Annotated in this window: 9 protein-coding genes; 6 read left to right on the top strand and 3 right to left on the bottom strand. The window is 29.9% G+C overall.

Annotated elements, in window-relative coordinates:
* Positions 1–509 precede the first annotated feature (509 nt).
* The 6 genes from ERCISPPS3390_RS00695 (at position 510) to nlpD (ending at position 11877) form a co-directional block, all read left to right on the top strand.
* Positions 510–1022, top strand: a complete 513-nt coding sequence (locus ERCISPPS3390_RS00695) for a ClpXP protease specificity-enhancing factor (protein WP_197094948.1) — start codon at positions 510–512, stop codon at positions 1020–1022.
* 616 nt (positions 1023–1638) lie between these two features.
* Positions 1639–2565 (top strand): glycine--tRNA ligase subunit alpha, encoded by a 927-nt coding sequence (glyQ, locus tag ERCISPPS3390_RS00690; RefSeq protein ID WP_197094947.1) that lies wholly within the window; start codon positions 1639–1641, stop codon positions 2563–2565.
* Positions 2558–4627 carry a glycine--tRNA ligase subunit beta gene (gene glyS / locus ERCISPPS3390_RS00685; RefSeq protein ID WP_197094946.1) on the top strand — a complete coding sequence of 690 codons (2070 nt, stop codon included), beginning with the start codon at positions 2558–2560 and terminating at the stop codon, positions 4625–4627. The genes glyQ and glyS overlap by 8 nt, the downstream gene beginning before the upstream one ends.
* Before the next feature lie 1258 nt (positions 4628–5885).
* Positions 5886–6143 (top strand): cell division protein ZapB, encoded by a 258-nt coding sequence (gene zapB, locus ERCISPPS3390_RS00680; RefSeq protein WP_197094945.1) that lies wholly within the window; start codon positions 5886–5888, stop codon positions 6141–6143.
* A gap of 2082 nt (positions 6144–8225) precedes the next feature.
* The gene (rsmD, locus tag ERCISPPS3390_RS00675) at positions 8226–8804 is read left to right on the top strand and encodes a 16S rRNA (guanine(966)-N(2))-methyltransferase RsmD (RefSeq protein WP_197094944.1); all 579 of its coding nucleotides are present in this window, start codon (positions 8226–8228) and stop codon (positions 8802–8804) included.
* Between the two features lie 1990 nt (positions 8805–10794).
* On the top strand, positions 10795–11877 hold the full coding sequence (gene nlpD, locus ERCISPPS3390_RS00670) for a murein hydrolase activator NlpD (protein ID WP_197094943.1): 1083 nt from the start codon (positions 10795–10797) through the stop codon (positions 11875–11877).
* A gap of 1025 nt (positions 11878–12902) precedes the next feature.
* Here nlpD and dnaB read toward each other — a convergent pair.
* The 3 genes from dnaB to rne form a co-directional block, all read right to left on the bottom strand.
* The gene (gene dnaB / locus ERCISPPS3390_RS00665; protein WP_197094942.1) at positions 12903–14321 is read right to left on the bottom strand and encodes a replicative DNA helicase; all 1419 of its coding nucleotides are present in this window, start codon (positions 14319–14321) and stop codon (positions 12903–12905) included.
* A 605-nt stretch (positions 14322–14926) separates the two neighbouring features.
* Complete coding sequence (gene gap / locus ERCISPPS3390_RS00660; RefSeq protein ID WP_197094941.1) at positions 14927–15925, bottom strand: type I glyceraldehyde-3-phosphate dehydrogenase; 999 nt, start codon at positions 15923–15925, stop codon at positions 14927–14929.
* 1564 nt (positions 15926–17489) lie between these two features.
* Positions 17490–20525, bottom strand: coding sequence for a ribonuclease E (rne, locus tag ERCISPPS3390_RS00655; protein WP_197094940.1), 3036 nt, complete (start codon positions 20523–20525; stop codon positions 17490–17492).
* Positions 20526–20937 lie beyond the last annotated feature (412 nt).

Here is a 20937-nt window from a genome sequence, read left to right as displayed (position 1 = left end):
GATCACTGATCTACTAGAGATTTATTAATCTTGAACTGGGTCGCATCATGTTTATTCTTAGTTCATGGGCAGTTGACACCACATTAATCTCATATTAGTATAATATATAAAGCTGAATATTATTTTCATCAAAATCTAATATCAGATTGCCTACTACTTTTATTATGTACTACAATTTATTACACTAAAATTGATAAAATCTTATATGTCAGATAAATAAAACTATAATAAATCGCATTAAAAGAAAACGCTTTAAGACAAAAGCGTAAAAGGAGATATAAGCGATCTTAGAATTATTCTTGTAAATAAAAATTATTGTTGAGTAAAAATCGCACTTAGTATATTTTTCTTAAGTTCCTCTACTCTATATGCCTGCTCAAATAAAAACTTATCTTACAGCATTCATTCAAAAGCTAAAACTATATGAACAGCGTGTTTTAACATCATTATTTTGATACTCTAATAAAATTAAAATGTAAAATAATAATAAAACTATGGAGCTGTATACAATGACAGATTCTAAATTTACTTCTTGTCGTCCTTATCTAATACGTGCATTTTATGAATGGTTAATTGATAATCACCTCACGCCGTATTTAGTGATCAATATACATGTACCTAATGTTTTAGTTCCTTTAGAAAATTCATGGAATGGTCAAATTGTTCTAAATATTTCACCAAATGCAGTAAGTAATCTTGAATTACACAATGATAAAATCCTTTTTACAACCTGTTTTAGTGGTCTTTTGAAGAAAATTTCAATACCCCCGATATCTGTAATAGCGATTTATGCTCGCGAAAATGGAGAGGGAATGATCTTTGAGCAAGGAATGGAAGACAGGATAGATCAATCTCCATCTTTAAATAACTACACGAAACCAATCAAAGACAATACAATGCTATCCATAATTAAGAATGATTATAAAAATCAATATAACATGCTAAATAACAGTCCAGATAAAAATAACAAAAAACAATCTACAGAAGATAAAAATAATTTAGGCCTACATCTTGTTCAATAAGATATTATTCTTCTCTTTAACATAAAAGTTGACAGTGAAATATGCATCTTGATATAATTTATTTTTAATATTTATGTTATTTTATCTTAATATATAAATATATTTAATAAATATATATATACATGTACATTATGTCACACTAATTAAAATTTAATACAATAATGGATATTATATTAGTAAATAAATTTATATCACTATCTAATGCACTTAAAAAGTGTTCTACCGATAATTAATATTCACTTAAAATTCATTTATTATAAAAATAATAATTAATGTACAATCAACAAACATAGAATACTACTCCACAGACTACTGAAAATAATTAAATATTCTATAAGAAATTAGAAATTAACTAAGATTCTATTTAGTAAAAAAATAAAATTTCATATATATATCCTCTTACTATTAGAGATATCATATTTAATATCAAAGAAGTCGATCTAATACATTTTAGTTCTATCCACAATGTGTGATAGAATAATATTCGTAATTATTTTAGACTGTATGTTTTATACAGACCACAATATATATACTAATATTATGAAATAAAAGTTAATAAACAAACCAATATAACTTATAAACCATAGCTTGCGACTGGTAATATCAATAGAGTGATATGACAGAATTTAATTCTAAAACCTTTCAAGGGTTGATTTTTAATTTACAGACTTACTGGTCCAAAAAAGGTTGTAGTATTATACAACCCTTAGATCTAGAAATTGGCGCCGGGACATCTCATCCGATGACTTGTTTATGTGCTATCGGTCCAGAACCAATTTCTATAGCCTATGTTCAACCATCTCGACGACCCAGTGATGGCCGTTATGGTAATAACCCTAATCGTTTACAGCATTATTATCAATTTCAAGTTCTTATTAAACCGTCCCCTCCTGATATTCAGATGCTCTATTTAGAATCCTTAAAAGCACTGGATATAGACTTAAAGATGCACGATATTCGATTCGTTGAAGATAATTGGGAAAATCCAACCCTAGGCGCATGGGGCTTGGGTTGGGAAGTATGGCTTAATGGTATGGAGATCACACAATTCACTTATTTTCAACAAATCTGTGGATTAGAGTGTAAACCAGTCAGCGGAGAGATCACATACGGATTAGAGCGACTAGCTATGCACCTTCAGGATGTTGATAGCATTTATAATTTAGTCTGGAATCAAGGCCTGGAAAACACAATAACTTATGGTGATATATTTCATCAAAATGAAGTAGAACAATCCACATATAACTTTGAACATGCTGATATAAATTTTCTGATGACTTGCTTACAAAAACATGAAGAAGAAGTTAAATATCTCTTAACACTGGATCAACCTTTAGCAATCCCAGCATATGAGCGTATTTTAAAAGCAGTACACAATTTTAATCTATTAGATTCACGCAAAGCCATGTCAACTACTGAGCGTCAAGGCTGTATGTTGCGCATTCGCGCGCTTACTAAACATGTAGCACAGGCCTACCTAAACTCTAGAAAGATGCTAGGATTTCCACGCTGCAAAAAATATCCAATCAATGCAAATGACTGAAGAAAATTTTCTGGTAGAAATTGGCACGGAGGAATTACCTCCAAAAATATTACGTTACTTAGCTGAAACGTTTGCAAAAAACTTTATTTCTGAGTTAAAAATTTCATCTTTGACTTATAAAGAGATACGCTGGTTTGCAACGCCGCGGCGTTTGGCTTTATTTGTTGAGAAGCTAACCCTTATGCAACCTGATCGCAAGATAATCAAATATGGGCCAACAATAAGAGCAGCTTTTAATAAAAACGGAACCCCTACGCAAGCCGCTATAAGCTGGGCTCGTAGTTGTGATGTTAACCTTGAGCATGCTAATCGCGTGGAAACTAACAAAGGTCAGCGGCTTATGTGCTGCACTAAACAAAGCGGACAAAGGACGGCCTACCTATTACCACAAATCATTTCTACATCTATCAAAAAGCTCACACATCTTAAGCAAATGCGATGGGGGGAATCTAATTTTCAATTTATACGCCCTGTTCATACTGTGATGCTAATTTTTGGGGATACATTAATTCCTATTAATATTTGCGGCATTTTCTCTTCTCGTGTTATTCGAGGCCATCGCTTTATGGGGCAATCCATCCTTACTATTAATCATGCTGACAATTATCTTAAGGTTCTATTAGAGAAAGGAAAAGTTCAAGCAGATTATTCCTTGCGTAAACAAATAATTATCGCCAATGCGACTGCTACTGCAGCACGCATTGGCGGCTTAGCTGACCTACAAGAAGAGCTTCTAGAAGAAGTCACTGCTTTGGTAGAGTGGCCAGTGATTTTAATGGCTAAATTTGATAAAAAATTTCTCAAAATACCAACTGAAGCATTAGTACATACCATGGTCGATCATCAAAAATACTTTCCAGTTTATAACCAAGAAGGAACGTTGTTACCTTATTTTATCTTTGTGAGTAACATTGAATCCAGCAATCCTCAGAAGATTATATTAGGTAATGAAAAAGTTATCCAAGCCCGATTAGAAGACGCCGCCTTTTTTTTTCACAAAGACTGCCAACATCTTCTTGATGATTATCTTCCACGTCTCAAGAGCGTATTATTTCAGAAAGATCTAGGTAATCTACTCGATAAAACTTGTCGCATCAAGAAACTATCAGGATGGTTAGCAAAGAAAATAAATAGTAACGTTCAGAACGCAACACGCGCTGGACTGCTCTCCAAATGTGATCTAATGACGCACATGGTACGTGAGTTTGCGGAAACTCAGGGCATTATGGGTATGCATTATGCTCGACGTCAAGGCGAGCCAGAAGAAGTAGCTATTGCTCTAATGGAACATTATAAACCACGTTTCGCTGGTGATTCCATTCCCTCTAATCCTACATCCTGCGCGCTAGCAATAGCTGATAAAATAGATACAATAGTAGGGATATTTGGAATTTCTAAACACCCTACAGGGGATAAAGATCCGTTTGCGTTACGTCGTTCTGCACTTGGTGTTTTACGTATTATTCTCGAAAAAAAATTACCTATAGATTTACAATCTCTAACTGAAGAATCTATAAAACTATATGATAGAAAACTGTCAAATACTAATGTAGCAGAGGATATAATAAATTTTTTCTTTGGTCGTTTGAGTTCGTGGTATCAAGAGATAGGTTATAAAACTGACGCCATTAAGGCAGTTCTAGCATGTCGACCTACTAGACCAATAGATTTTCATACGCGAATAGAAGCTGTAACATACTTCTGCGCTACAAAGCACTCAATGAGATTATCAGCAGCGCACAGACGTATTTCTAGTATTCTCAATCAATCTAAAGAAATATTAAACCATAACGTGTATCATTCTCTACTATATGAAAAAGAAGAAATTCAGTTAGAAACTCGTATTAAAACTATCAAAACTAGCCTAGACTTATTCTTACTTGAAGAACGATACCAGGATGCATTGATTGCTCTCACACCGCTTCATAAAGACATCGAACAATTTTTTTCCAAGGTTCTGGTGAACACAAAAATAAAAGAGTTACGTATCAACCGCCTTACCTTATTAAATCAGTTAAAAAATTTATTTCTACAGATCGCCGACCTCTCTTTATTAGAGTAAGCCAAAATTTGGTATCATCTCAACATGTATATAATTTAATACTTTTTCTATAAGAACACCCTAACAGTTATATCTAATCTCTTCTAAAAAAGACACCTCTTAATAACCTAACCATCAATAAACAAGAAAAATTATCTATCTCAGAATATTTCGTGTAATATTTTATACGATATTGCCAAATGCTTTCATTTAAACCCCTAAAATGATGAATTAAAAACAACAATCAACGTATTACACCACAAAGGTTGTGTGCAATACGTCTGAAAAACATTAATACATCTGTAATATTTCATGGCATGTAATCTATCTTCACTTAGATTGCATATAATAAATATATAAATATTGCACCATCTTTTTATATGATCTTAATTATATCTTAATAGATTATTTAAAATTTTCTGGTTTAATGCTCTCATCCAAAAAACTACTCAATATGTTATCTTTATACAAATTACAATTAATATAAATATATTCAATTGAATATTAATAATAAATCTCTTAATATACTACTATTTTCTTAAAAATCTAAAATACTATTCTATAATAGAATTAATTATTTAAAGCATTATCATGTTCTATACATTAGAAATATCAGGTGTTATATGTAAAGTCACTATAATAAGCAATGCGTAAATGGTACTCTATATTTATATATTATACCATCACATGATCATGATACTATATACTAAATTCACACATATAAGGATACTTATTTTTTGTAAAATTCTTCACAAGGAATTTATAGACAGAAATAGAGCTTCTTATTAATATTATTATTAAATATAATTTTCTAGTATATTGATATCAGCTAAGTATATTTTAAAATTATTCTCTAGATTTTGTATTTAAATTATTTTATAGACATCAGAGGGAAATATAAGTATAATATTAATTATTATATAATTATAATATTTTAATGTTAATGAATTATTATAGTAGATATTGCTATTCTAGACAGGAAGAGTCATCATTATATTAAATTTATCATTTATAAAAAATTAACATTGATCATACTGAGAGACGTATGAGACATACTTAACAGATGGTATTTTCTATAAAAAAACATAAAAAACCTATAAAAATTATGCTGCAACATAATCTTACATCAGAATGATCATATAATAATATTTAATATGATCAAAAAAATCGATCTTATGATAATACATGTTACTACAACATGATTCACTTCATCCTAATTAATATCAGCCATGTAGTGAAATTTACCAAATTTATTTTCTACAATGAAAAGGTTAGTAACATGTTAGTTCCAATTTTTGAAGAATTAGAAACTAAAGTACATCAGGCCATTGATACAATAGCATTATTACAAATGAAAATTGAGGAATTAAAAGAAACAAATGACACCCTTAGTCATAAGATACAAGAGCTCTCTAAAAATAATGAAACGTTAGAGTGTAAAAATCAAAAATTAACAACCGATCAACAAATTTGGCAGGATCGTCTTAACAAACTTCTTGACAAAATACAAAAATTTGATCTTACTTGCCTGAAATAATTACACTTAAAACACTTGAAATAAAATACCAAGACTTTTCATAACATAAAGTAACTGTATGCTTTAAAAATACAATTTTTTATAACATTTTTTATTATTTACAATAGAAAATTAACGGTTTATCTAAAGATATAATATCAGAACATAATAAATTATTAGATATAAAAATGCGCAATGATATTAATCATTACATTAAAATTAAATCAGTTTTGCCTCAACTAAGATTATTAGGCATCGTAAATTTTAAAAATTACGTATATTTTATATTTTAAACAATATACGGGTCCATAATCCGAATTTTTCTATATAAAAAATTTTAATAACCTCCAGTAAGTGCTGATTAATTCTATTAATAAAAAATTTTTTTTCAATTAATATCTACTATAATTATTTATATCTAAAAATATCTTTAAATAATCAAATACAAGTGTCATTATATAAATAATTACATTACAAAAAATTTTTTTTATGTTTTAATCTGAAAAAATCACTAATGTATATATAATTTTCTTTCTTTATGTCATATATATTTTATTACTATAATCTATTATTATATCATTTTTCATGATACACTTTTTAAAAACATATCCTTAAAACTTTTAGTAGTTAGTGTTTCTCAGAAAACAACATATAAAATAATAAATATAAATATATATAAATATAAACAGTGCATATACAATACACAAGTAGATCAAAAAAGACTAATCCTAATTTCCTAATTGAAAAATTATCTTATTAATACTTATCAAGTCGTAAATAAAAAATACAATTTTACTAAATCATTATTAGATAATAAACCATTAACTTATCATAAGCCAAATCTTTGTTTTTAACATATATCGAGCATCTTTGTAATTTAAAAGCTCTAGCCACATTTTTAAAAAATATATCATATCCAGAAAACGCTACTTCTAACCCATCATAGACCTAAATAAGACAATAATAAATTTCAAAGAGAATCCTATTCGAAATTATTTTTAGAAAACTTCTAATTTTATATATAAAATAATCAATTCTAAATGTTATTATGTTTTTATTATATAAAAAATAATATTTATATATTATAAAGCTCAGCAATCAATACAATCAAATAATGTATAATAATTTTTATTATTCAAGTATATATAAAAATTATTATAAATATGATATAAAATTACAAATCATAGATAGACTAACCTCAATCATACTTAACTGTGGATATTTCTGCTTATAAAAGAATTTATTAGTTTAAACTCAACATCTCAATATGTATCTAATATCCTGATATAATAGAACCTTGAATTATGTGATAACATTTTTCTTAATAAGGTTAAATATCTTTTAAAACATACTGAGTCTTTTACTTCAGACTCTACACTGATTCCTATCTTAATAAATTGTATTATAATACTTTCCTGATATTATTTTTTAAATACCATATGGCCTCTTTTTTCACAAAATAAACCAAATGAAACAACAGAAATCCAATTACTCTGACAGTGCTCTAATTATTTTATATGATAACCATCCTCTTTTATCTCTTATACATATAACACTATTATTTATGTCAAATATTACCTAAAAATAGTCTAAATAAACTTTTCTGATTTACTATCAACAAGCAATACAACAACTGACACTCTACTTAAAATAATAAATCTAATAGCTATTATGATCCTAGATGTTCTTTTTATTTGTTTTTGCTAAAATAAATATTTTTGCAGGTCGCTTGCTATTTTTTCCCGTAAATTGTATAATTTTTTTGGTTTAATTTTTATATTACTCCATCTTATCATAATAGTGATAAGATATATAGATTAGAGAAATCGCATAATTTAGCTTTTTTATTAAAAACTCATTTATCAGAAAATATATAATATTAATAGGATTCTAGTAGAACTAGAAAATCTAGCTTAATACATATATTATATTATATTCTGTTTAAAACACTAAGTTACCTTCATAACTTTTAAAAATATTATTTCCTTAAGTGCACATCTTAATTACTTAACCTATATGTATGTTTAATGTATGCTTACCCTGTATTGATACTTTGTTTGATATGCCACAAATAAATAAAACATATTCTACGTAGTAGTAAAAATGTACAAAAAAAAATCTTCTAGAATTAGACGAATACGTATTATTTCTGGTCAATGGCGTGGACATTATATATCAGTTCCTAATAATGCAGAATTACGCCCTACCACTAATCGAACTAGAGAAACACTGTTTAATTGGATTGCAAACACTGTTATAAGCTCCAAATGTCTTGATTGTTTTTCTGGTAGTGGTGCGCTAGGACTTGAAGCGCTATCACGTTACGCTGATAGTGCCACCTTTCTAGAAATACAAAGATCTGTCACAGAACATCTAAAACGTACTCTTTTTACGCTAAAAGCAAAAAATGGAAATATCATTCATACAAATACATTAAAATTTCTCTCTAAAGAGAATGAAAGCTATAATCTTGTCTTCGTTGACCCACCTTTTCGCGCAGGACTCGTGGAAAAAACGCTTACATTATTAGAAAAAAATGCTTGGCTAAAAAATAAATCCTTGATTTATGTAGAGAACGAAGTGGAGCATGGACGACCTATAGTTTCAAAAAATTGGCATCTAGATCGTGAAATTATATCTGGTCAAGTAGCTTCTCGCTTGTATTATCGCTTGGATAAATAAAAATATTTTTAGATTTTATAATCAAAAAAAATTACCTAATCTTATATAAAACATTCAATAGATAACTGCACGAATAGTGGTATTCTTTTATCTATTTTAAAGCATCCTTTAAAATTTAGTTTTGTAATTTCATATTCACACCTTATAAATATTCAAAAAAATAACATTTTTAAATAATTTTATAAAAATTAGGTACTATGTGACATAGTGCGTCTCTCCTTATGATATAAAAACTAAAAACAATACTTAATCATTCTTCTCTTTATTCTACAAGCTACCCATTAAATACAAAACAACATATTAACAATAAAGCCCAGAATATTCTCGAATAATAGCGACGCCTTTAGATACCCTTTTAGCTTACCTAAAAACCATTCAATCTTATCTTATAGCCTGTATAATCTGATCCTCATGTAATTTTTGGTAACCTTATTATATATAACACTGAGTAAATATGTAGTATAATTGCATATTTACTCATATAACCTTAAAAATTTCTCGACTATATTTAAAATTTATAAAAAATTTACTATAAATGATAATTTGAATATAAAACAAAGGTAAGCTTAAAGCTTACTATGCTAGTATATCGAATAGTGTTTATTTTTTATATTATTAATATGTATTGTACTTGCTAAATATAAAACGCATATTAATTTATCTTTTATCAAAATTAAGCTTACATAATAATATATTGATTAAATTTTAAATATTTCGTATATCTGTCGCGGTTTGATAAAAAGAAATACCTCATTATTAATATCATTATCAATCACATATCATTTGTAATGTATATATTTTATAAATACATATAAAACTTATTTTTATGTATAAATTAACGTAATCCTGTGTAATACAAAACATAAAAACTCATTGAGTAATAATTAATATTAACAAAAGAAGCATCAATTAATAATACTCTATGTAAATTATGAATTATTAAAACATGTTATTAATATCTTTATAGTATAAAATATAAATTATTAATGATTCTACTCTATATGTGTTATAAGTAAAATGACATAATACATAAGATGTTGCTATTCTAAACTTCTCAACAAACTCTATTTATAATAGTAGTTGTTTATACAACTCAATTAAGAGCCTAATCCTGAGACTAAATAATATTTACTAATATAAATTTTTAAATATGGTCAATATAAAACATATAGATTCCAGTAAGATCTTTAACAATACTACTGTTAGTAGTATAATTTTTGCCACCTAATCTAATAATCACATTGTCAAAAGTTTTTAAACAAATCTCATAACAATACATAATGACTCTACGGTAAAAACAGCATATTTATTAGCATAATTATTAAGATCACTTAACCATGTTTTAATAAAAATTACTTTAAAATACCTATTAGCAATAATAACAACCTGCATCTGATACACTTATAAAGTAGATTTTACTTTTATATATAAAAAATTGCCTAAACAACAATTATAAAATTATTTATCAAAATACTAAAATACACACTACCAATAATTATTTATGTTGTGGGGTTATACTCTATAAGGGATACTGCTCTCTAATTAATTTTTAAGTATTTTTTAAAAAATACATACTTAGATAACAAAACTACAAAAAAATATTAAGCGAGTTTTTGAATCCTTTATAATTCAATGTGTAGATGCAGGATAAAAAAATCTATGTAATATAATATAATAATAAATATTAAAAGAAAATTACAAAACAGAGATTATAAATAAAGGTCATAACAATGTTTTATATAGATAGATAGATTGTATTATGGAATATATCCCAATAAGATTACTACCTATTAGATCCTCTATTATTGCTATAATATGTAAGCCTTTGTCACTCAAATCAACACATGATTCTAGTTAAATAGCATGAAAGATATATACTAAATATAATAAGATTAAATAAAACCCTATAAAATTGATACTATCTAAATCATCAATTGATGAAATTATCTAAAAAATATAATTAGGAATAGATTAAAGAGGAATATTGGTTTTGAAGCTACATTGTATCGCGACTCTTGCACTAGGAGTTTTTTCTCTTATATCTTGCTCTAGTAATAACTACACAAAAGCACCTGTGAGCATAATAAATAACCATATTTCAAAAAAAATAATATCAAATTCACCTTATATTAGAAAGATAAGCAATACACATATCGATCACATGATTCATACTAAACCCGTTGATAAATCATCTCAAGAAAAAAATATTCAAACGCAACATGAAATAAAATACTTAATTACGCAAAATAACTCTATATTGCACTTGCATTCTTATGATAACTTTTCTAAAAATAGCTATAAAGGCAAAACATATATAGTTCAAAAAGGAGATACGCTCTTTTACATTGCGTGGATTTCTGCAAATCAAGTCGATAATCTAGCAAAATACAATCACATTACTAAACCATATCTTCTTGCGGTGGGCCAAAAACTACAAGTGCCTCATTCAACTCTTCCATTGCTTTCCATGAAAAATATGGCAGCTATTCATGATAAAATACATAAAGACTATTCTGATTTTCTTATTGTGAATCATAAAATAAATACTGAAAAATCTATCCGAAAAATAAGTAAAACACATTCTAAAATGTTTTACTCAATACATAATAATGATGAATTTCAAGAAGATTTTAAAACGATAAAGATAAAAAAACTTACAAATAAAAATAAAATCAATCACATTTTCAATAAAAGCAATCCTATACAAATTTGGTGCTGGCCTAGTAATGGGAAAATTATTAATTACTTTTCTACTTCTGAAAGAGGAAATAAAGGAATTGATATTGAGGGTAATTATGGCCATGCTATCGTGGCTGCGGCGAATGGACGAGTAGTGTATACTGGCAATGCATTACGTGGCTATGGTAATTTAATTATTATTAAGCACAAAAATAATTATCTCAGCGCTTATGCACATAACGCAAAGATCCTCGTACAAGAAAACCAAGAAGTTAAATTAGGTCAAAAAATTTCTACAATGGGGAATAGCGGTACAATATCCGTTAGATTACATTTTGAAATTCGATATAAAGGAGAATCTGTTAACCCATTACTTTATTTACCAAAAAAATAACATACTAAAATCTGATCAAGGTATATATGTATCATAAATATCAACTACTATCTCAACATTAGATTCTCTAGTTAAAATACGTCTTACCATATCACGCATAAGATTAAGGTATAAACTAGTAACAAAGGTTATAGGCATAATAAATATTAAGTGCCGCAATACCCTACTATACTTAATAAATTATTATATATTTTCAAAATAATCAATATAAACAAAACGCTTAGTGATCTAGTTAATTTAACTAGCACGGATATCACAATATGTTATTATACATGAAAAAGATGTATCTAAGATCGTAGGATGTAATGGATGTAATTAAATTCTTCTAATACAAGTAGCTATTTTTATAAAAGACTCTTATAAAAAATAATATAAATGTATTATAATCATTGATTTAGAGATAAACCTGAATATCTTATAAGTAGTATATATACTACCATAATTTATGTTATGTAACACAAATTAGTCCAATTATATACTTAATAAAGTATAGATGCTACAAAAATAATAATCTTAAATATCATGATTATTATTTGAAACTACCAATCTTATGATAAATTATCACATACTTTACCAAAGATTATATATAATATATATAACTATAATATATTTATAATATAAAAGATATCGATACAGAATATAAAATATAAGATACCAACAGGTAATCCTGACAGCTTACCCAAATTTAATCACTTTAATATAACTTGAATAGTATAATATATATACTATAAAAGTCAAAATATAAATCTATATAAATCTTGTATTATATGCATCAACTTTAGGAGTATGCCTAAATATTACATCATAAAAATAATATAAAACTATATTAGTAATGCAATTACTACTGTTATATAACATATAAGGTTAGATATTCCAACGAATTATTCATGCATATATTTTTCTTTTGATTATAAAATTTTAATATTAATTCAAAGTAGATAAAATAAAATATGTGTATGTGATCTAATAGTATTATTTTGCACAATGAATGACATGATTATAATAAATAATATCTAAAATAAAATTTATGTATCATCATACGTTTGCGGCCAGGCGTAATTATCAAAACGAGACCACTGACCGTTAAAGGTTAATCTTATAGTGCCAACTGGACCGTTACGCTGCTTGCCAAAAATAATTTCTGCAACACCTTTAAGAGCGCTATTCTCATGGTAGACTTCATCTCGATAGATAAACATAATCAAGTCAGCATCTTGCTCAATAGCACCTGACTCGCGTAAATCAGAGTTAATTGGTCTTTTATCAGCCCTCTGCTCTAAAGAACGATTAAGCTGAGAAAGTGCTATGACAGGTACTTTAAGCTCTTTAGCTAAAGCTTTAAGTGAACGAGAAATTTCGGCAATCTCTAAAGTACGGTTATCAGATAGAGCAGGAACGCGCATCAACTGTAAATAGTCAATCATTATTAAGTTTAGTCCACCATTCTCTCGAAATACGCGACGCGCACGTGAACGCACTTCTGTGGGGGTTAAACCAGAAGAATCATCAATAAACATATTTTTTTTCTTTAAAAGAATCCCCATTGTACTGGAAATTCGCGCCCAATCATCATCATCAAGCCGCCCAGTACGAATACGAGCCTGATCAACACGTGATAAAGATGCCAGCATTCTTATCATAATTTGCTCACCTGGCATCTCCAGGCTAAAAATTAATACTGGCTTATCTTGTAGCATAGCTACATTTTCACACAGGTTCATCGCAAAAGTAGTTTTCCCCATTGAAGGACGGGCGGCTACAATGATCAAATCAGACTTCTGAAGACCTGCAGTTTTTTTATTAAGATCTTGGTATCCAGTATCTACTCCAGTAATACCATCATTTGGATTCTGATATAAAGATTCAATACGCGCCATGGTACCTTCAAGAATTTGATCAATACCCCTAGGCCCTGCATCCTGTTTTGCTCGATCTTCCGCAATTTGAAATATACGCGATTCAGCAAGATCAAGAAGATCTTCACTGCTACGACCCTGTGGATTATATCCAGAATCAGCAATCTCTTGCGCCGCGGCAATCATCTCTCGAACCACTGCGCGCTCATGAACTATATCTGCGTACGCACTAATATTAGCCGCACTGGGTGTATTTTTTGATAATTCTGCCAAATAAGCGAAACCACCTACTATATTTAGTTTTCCCTGCGTCTCCATCGCTTCAGAAAGAGTGATTAAATCAATTGGCTTGCCTTGATTTAATAGATCTTGCATTGCTAAAAAAATCATTCGATGAGGGCGGCTAAAAAAATCTTTAGCAACCACGCGCTCTACAATATGTTCCCAGCGATTATTATCTAGCATTAATCCACCTAGTACTGATTGTTCTGCTTCTATAGAACGTGGGGGTAACTTTAATCCTTCTAGCTGATGATCATATTGTTCATAGTTTATATAGGATTTATTGCTAGTTTTTTTATCTGTCATAGGTATGTAATACCAGAAATCTCGTAATGAAATGCAAAATGTAATTATCAATTTAGCACTATTAAAAATATTCATGTCCTATATTACTGCATATCTATACCTTGCAAATCTATAATAACAGCAAAATAATGCCAATAATTAGGAATCTCGTAACGAAAAAGCTCGATTGTTATTTATAATCTCAAATAACTGAGAAAGCAGTAAACTATATATCTTTATATACATATGTTAATATATATATGTTAATCTGCAAAATCTTAAATCTTTGTAAATATCCAATATATAAAAATACATCAGACTTTACTGAAAGACCTGGCATAATACAATCCACCTAAATTTTAGTGCTAAGAGACTTTACTAATTGAATCCACTCCGTGTTCTTTTATTTAGCATAAAATCATTGTATTTTGAGAGAAGTTATATACTGCTGAAATATTTCTTATGGAAACCTTCTATGTATGCTTTATATAAAATAAATGTTCAGAACACATAGAGCTCATCGTAGGATAGACATATCTTCCATCCTACAAGTTTTTTCTATTGATTCTTTATAGCATACATCGTTACATGGCCAGCCATCAGCATCCAGTGGTCACGGATCTGCCTTATTTCATTATGTGACTAATCAAGTCAAGCACTTTACTAGAATATCCTGTTTCGTTATCATACCAAGATATTAGCTTAACGAAATTATCATTGAGTGACATACTCGCACGAGAATCAAAAATAGAAGTCATTGTTTCACCATTAAAATCAGTAGACACTACCTGATCTGAAGTAAAACCAATAATCCCTTTCATCTCACCTTCAGATGCTAATTTCACTGTTTTACATATATCCTCGTAAGAGGCAGATTTTTCTAAACGAGCAGTTAAGTCCACTACGGAAACATTAGGGGTTGCAACACGAAATGACATCCCTGTAATCTTGCCACAAAGCTCAGGAATAACCTGACCCACTGCTTTCGCAGCACCAGTTTCGGCAGGTATAATATTCTGTATTGCACCGCGACCACTTCTCCAATCCTTAGAAGATACACCATCAACCGTTTTCTGAGTTGCTGTAGTGGCATGAATAGTTGTCATGAGAGCCTCTACAATACCAAACTGATCATTAATAACTTTAGCTAATGGAGCTAGACAATTGGTTGTACAAGAAGCATTAGAAATAATATCCTGCCCTTGATAAGACTGATGATTAACTCCCATTACAAACATCGGAGTTGCATCCTTAGATGGCCCAGTTAACACAACTTTCTTTGCACCAGCAGTGATATGTGGACGCGCAGATTTATCTGTTAAAAAATGACCAGTAGATTCAACCACAACCGAAGCATTTGCTACTGCCCATGGTAAATTAATAGGATTGCTCTCTGAACTAACAAAAATAATTTTATCGTTAACAACAAGATTACCATCAGAGTTTACTGCAATTTTTCCATGAAATCGTCCATGAGTGGAATCATACTGAAGCATATAAGCCATATATTCTGCATTTAATAAATCATTAATAGCTACAATTTCTATATCAGGTCGATTCACAGCAGCACGAAAAATCACTCGACCAATGCGCCCAAAACCATTAATGCCAACTTTAATAGTCATATATATCACCAACGTATTATTTTTATTCATGTGAGGATTTTAACTAGAACACAAATCATTACTATTCTTCTAGTTAATTATTATTAATCTTATAAAATTATATGCTCATGTGTTAAGCTTATTAAATGTTAGTAATTGGAACTCATAAAAGCTTACGTTCAATAAATCATTGATAATTATTAAAATCTCTACTTGTATTAAAAATACGAATCTATCTCACAAAACAATAAGTTTTATTTTTCAATAATTCAATTTTTTACTCTAATAGTTACTATTGTGTTATATTTTATATGATCACTGACAGCTTTATGTATTTTATAATGAATATGTTCATTAAAATATTAAAATAACTTTTACTGCTTATGTTCAGTAAAATATACCCAAATCTTTTAGAGATATTCTAATGGCGTATCCAAAATATAATCCTACTGAAGGTTTTATTATTTTTTAATATACAGCATCTATATATCCATAGCATACACAATAGAAAAATTTTTAAAAAAAATTAAAAAGACTGCACTCTAAGTTGGAATAACACATACAATCTTTGGATTCCTATATTCCGTTTTACTGAATTTTATTATTTTATTATCCGGATCTAATGAAAGCCTCTTACTATTCAAGAGGATTAATAAAAATATAAATTAAAATAAAAAAATAAAATATAAAAACAATACTCAAGCTTAGATGATGTAAATAATAATTTTTTAAATAGCACAATGCAGGAATTAGCAAATCTTTCTATTATGATCTATTTGCCTTCCTTGAAAATCGTACCTTATCATATGGCATGATGAAATCATACACACACTTCTTTAGTTTGTGAAACATATATCCGTGTATACTACATTACAATAGAATACTAATAATATTATATATTATTATCATAATAATACCCTAAAATTCTTAAGCGTTGGGTATATATTACCGTTACTAAATTACTCTTAAAAACTATCGATAGTGTTAAATTGATATAAAATTAAACATGATAGTTTTTATTATGTACGAATTTATCTTGCTCACTTTACTTGAATAAAAACTTCTATAAACCAAAATAGTGCAGGTATATTGTCCGATCTACTGTTGAATAACATGCGCTTATATATAATATTACACAAAACTATTTCAGTTTTTGCACAAAAAAGAAGCGCATAATATGTAACAAAAAATATATTATAATTTTATAGCATATAGTAGCTTTATTTTTTAAAGTTTTCTTCAGTAATAGGTACTGTGTCTTCTAATCTATTATGAGAGATATCATTATGAATAATCCAATCACATTGCTATCTGATTTTATTATCAGATAAAACAAGCGCATATAATAACACATGTTTAATAATACATGTGTGATCATACAAAGACAAAATCTCAAACACTATTCACATAAAACATTACTTTATAAATAAAATTTATTCATCTCTCCTAAGTTTTACATAATGTTAGTAAAAGATTTTTATAAAATGAAATGATAGAATAAGAGTGATTCAACCCCCTACAAACCATTATCCTATGCCATTCACTAATAATTAAAGCGAACTCTAAACCTACTATGCTGGATATTCTAGCTTATAGGCTTGAGATCTGCATCTTCCTTATTACGACTAAAGAGTAATGATGTTTCATCATCTAATATTGAGACCTCTGTAATGGAAATTTTTGTTACCGGTGCATAAGAGTGATTTATATAACGACCAGGTACTATCAAAATATTAGACTGATGAATAACCTTATTCTTATTTTGTCTTGGAGTGCAATCATCGGAGGTATTTTTTTTCTGAGCTATAACTCTGATTGAATGAGTACTAACAGATGGATGATCTACAGCGTTCTTTATTGTATTTCTTGGTTCTATGGCTACAATTCTTTTAGCATCACCACTTACTCCTGGTTTAGATACTACAGTAAAATCATTTTTGGCGCTTTTTAAGACACCTGTAGCATCTTCATTGATCGTCGTAGAGTCAAATTGACCTTCGAAGACTAACTTACTTTGCGCATTGATTGCTTCTATGTCACTAGAAGGCATATTACGATAATTTGATTTATAAGTTTTAAGTGGTATCATTGGATGTACAATCCAAATCTTACCCAATGCAAGCTCAAGTGATGCCATGGCATGCATTAATGGCATTGATGAATGTCTTCCATCATACTCATCAGAGTATCGACGACGACGATAACTACTAAAACGCGAATTTCTCATTGACCTGCGTGGTCGACGAGCGGTGGGACAATTACTTCTATTATCATTTTCAGATAAATCCAATGCGATTTTGTTAGGTTCTAAAATAGGAACTATTTCAGATAAGTTAGTTTCTTTTGATTGAGTAATGGAATCCATCATGCCATCAGGACTTTTAAAATCTTTTTTTATTTTTTTTAGTTCATATAAGGTATGATGACTTGATGCCATTGAGGAGCCATCAGTCTGTTTTTCTATCTTATCAGCCACTGGGATGATCGACTCAACACGTTGTTCATGTCGCCCTATTAAAGCATGATCTAACTGTTTAGAATCTAAACGACGACGATAACGAGACTGTCTCGATTGAGTCTGTGCGCTAACTTCAGACGCTTCTGAAGAAATTGGCTTATTATGATGAGACATCTGATGCGTATAGCGACGATTTCGGTAATCATTTCGCACCCCCCTAATATCGCGTTCATTTCGGCTGAGGCTATGATTACGATCATGGCATCGATGGTTATTAGAATTGATATTCTTATGAGAATGATCAACAAAATCATAATTTTGACCAGGATCCTGTGGATGACTGGTAGCAAGCGAGGATGGTTTGACAATCTTTTCAGAGGCTAGAGTATTCTCTGATTGTTTATTAAATTTCTCTGTTGCAAAAAATAATTTTTTCCATTCTGTTATAAGACGACTCACTAAGCTAGGTTTCCTTATGCAAGTATATCCAGATGTTTCAATAGAAACATTCGATTCTCTTATTGAATTATCAAGTCTATGTGATGTCAGTGAGGAGCCTGGAATTACAACAGTAGTGATAGCTGGCGTCTCTGGACGTTTACGCTCAGTCTGCGTAGAATCTATAAAAACCCCCATCTCATCTTGATGAAGTTTTGAAAGATGATAACTTAAAGTTTGCGTTTCTTCTCCGCTACGTATACGCAAAACAGAATAATGAGGAGTTTGCATATTATTATTTGGAACGATAATTGCACGTACACCACCGGGACGCTTTTCAATAGCGCTTACAGCATCACGTTTTTCATTTAGTAAATATGAAGCAACCTGCACTGGAACAATAGCATGTACTTCTTTTGTATTTTCTTTTAATACTTCCTCTTCTATTAATCGTAAGATAGATAATGATAATGACTCATTATCACGAATGGTCCCTGTACCGCTACAGCGAGGACATACGTGATGGCTAGACTCACCAAGTGACGAGCTCAGACGCTGACGTGACATTTCTAATAATCCAAAACGTGAAATATGACTCATTTGAATACGAGCTCGATCTTGGCGAACTTCTTCACGAAGTCGATGTTCTACGGCTCTTTGGTGACGTACTGGCCCCATATCAATAAAATCAATTACAATTAAACCTCCCAGATCACGTAGCCGTAGCTGACGAGCAATCTCATTTACTGCTTCTAGGTTTGTGTTGAATGCCGTTTCCTCAATATCAACACCTCGGGTAGCCCGAGCAGAGTTGATATCTATGGCAGTAAGAGCCTCAGTGCTGTCAATAACAATAGAACCACCGGATGGTAGGCGAACTTCACGTTGAAAAGCTGATTCAATCTGTGACTCAATTTGGTAATGACTAAATAATGGAATTTCACCTGTATATAGTTTAATTTTGCTAGTAAAATCTGGACGACCGAGTGCCGCGATATGCTGACGAGCTAAATCTAATACCTGGGGGTTGTCTATTAAAATTTCACCAATATCTTGTCGCAAATAATCACGGAAAGCGCGCACAATAACATTACTCTCCTGGTGAATTAGAAATGGCGCTGGCCGACTACCTGCTATCTTCTTAATTGCCTCCCAGTGTTTAATCCGAAAACCCAGGTCCCATTGCAATGCTTCAACAGATTTACCGACCCCAGCAGTACGCGCAATTAAACCCATACCATCGGGAAGCTTCAGTAAAGATAAAGTAGCCTTCAGCTCGATTCTATCATCACCTTCAATCCGTCGAGAAATACCACCAGCACGAGGGTTGTTAGGCATTAATACTAAATATGTTCCAGCTAAACTAATAAATGTAGTAAGGGCCGCCCCTTTATTACCACGCTCTTCTTTATCAATTTGCACAATAACTTCTTGTCCTTCACGTAAAAGATCTTTAATATTAGGACGACCGTGACTATTATCATTTTCTAAAAAATATTCACAAGAAATCTCCTTAAGAGATAAAAAACCGTGTTTATCTGCCCCATAGTCAACAAATGCAGCTTCCAGACTAGGTTCAACGCGAGTAATCTTACCTTTATAGATATTAGCCTTTTTTTGTTCATATCCCGGGGTCTCAATATCTAGATCATATAGGCACTGTCCATCGACAAGTGCAACACGCAACTCTTCTTGCTGCGTGGCGTTTATCAGCATTCTTTTCATCATAACTTACTCATTATTATTACATGATTAATAAAGCGACAGATAGAATCTTACTTTAAATAAGGATACAGATAACCCAGTTTTATTTAACTATTAATCTGATGGATGTCGCCAGAGAAGGGGTTAATAATATTCAGTAACCTATTATATGATACATAGAGAAGTGAGCCTTAGACACAAACGCTCGAATAGCTTAACCAATCTTAAATACATCATCTATCTGTAATTTTATATAATCTACCTGTAATCTCGAAATTCATCAATAAGCTCATATTTTCTTAAAGACCATCATACCTTATAATACTGTTCTTAATATAAAATATCGGTCAAGCTTTCTAACCAATATTAATCATTCGTATCTGATATCAATTCTATATGAAGCTATATATCTTATAGATTTTTAGGAAAGCAC

The organism is Candidatus Erwinia haradaeae (assembly GCF_900698885.1).
GTDB classification, from domain to species: domain Bacteria; phylum Pseudomonadota; class Gammaproteobacteria; order Enterobacterales; family Enterobacteriaceae; genus Erwinia_E; species Erwinia_E haradaeae_H.
Note: the sequence above shows the minus strand (reverse complement) of the source record. Positions and strands in the feature narration are given on the sequence as shown.

Coding starts and splice junctions, on each gene's coding strand:
- glyS (WP_197094946.1), top strand. CDS start 2,558: ATGACTGAAGAAAATTTTCTGGTAGAAATTGGCACGGAGGAATTACCT.
- rne (WP_197094940.1), bottom strand. CDS start 20,525: ATGAAAAGAATGCTGATAAACGCCACGCAGCAAGAAGAGTTGCGTGTT.
- dnaB (WP_197094942.1), bottom strand. CDS start 14,321: ATGACAGATAAAAAAACTAGCAATAAATCCTATATAAACTATGAACAA.
- gap (WP_197094941.1), bottom strand. CDS start 15,925: ATGACTATTAAAGTTGGCATTAATGGTTTTGGGCGCATTGGTCGAGTG.
- zapB (WP_197094945.1), top strand. CDS start 5,886: ATGTTAGTTCCAATTTTTGAAGAATTAGAAACTAAAGTACATCAGGCC.
- rsmD (WP_197094944.1), top strand. CDS start 8,226: ATGTACAAAAAAAAATCTTCTAGAATTAGACGAATACGTATTATTTCT.
- ERCISPPS3390_RS00695 (WP_197094948.1), top strand. CDS start 510: ATGACAGATTCTAAATTTACTTCTTGTCGTCCTTATCTAATACGTGCA.
- glyQ (WP_197094947.1), top strand. CDS start 1,639: ATGACAGAATTTAATTCTAAAACCTTTCAAGGGTTGATTTTTAATTTA.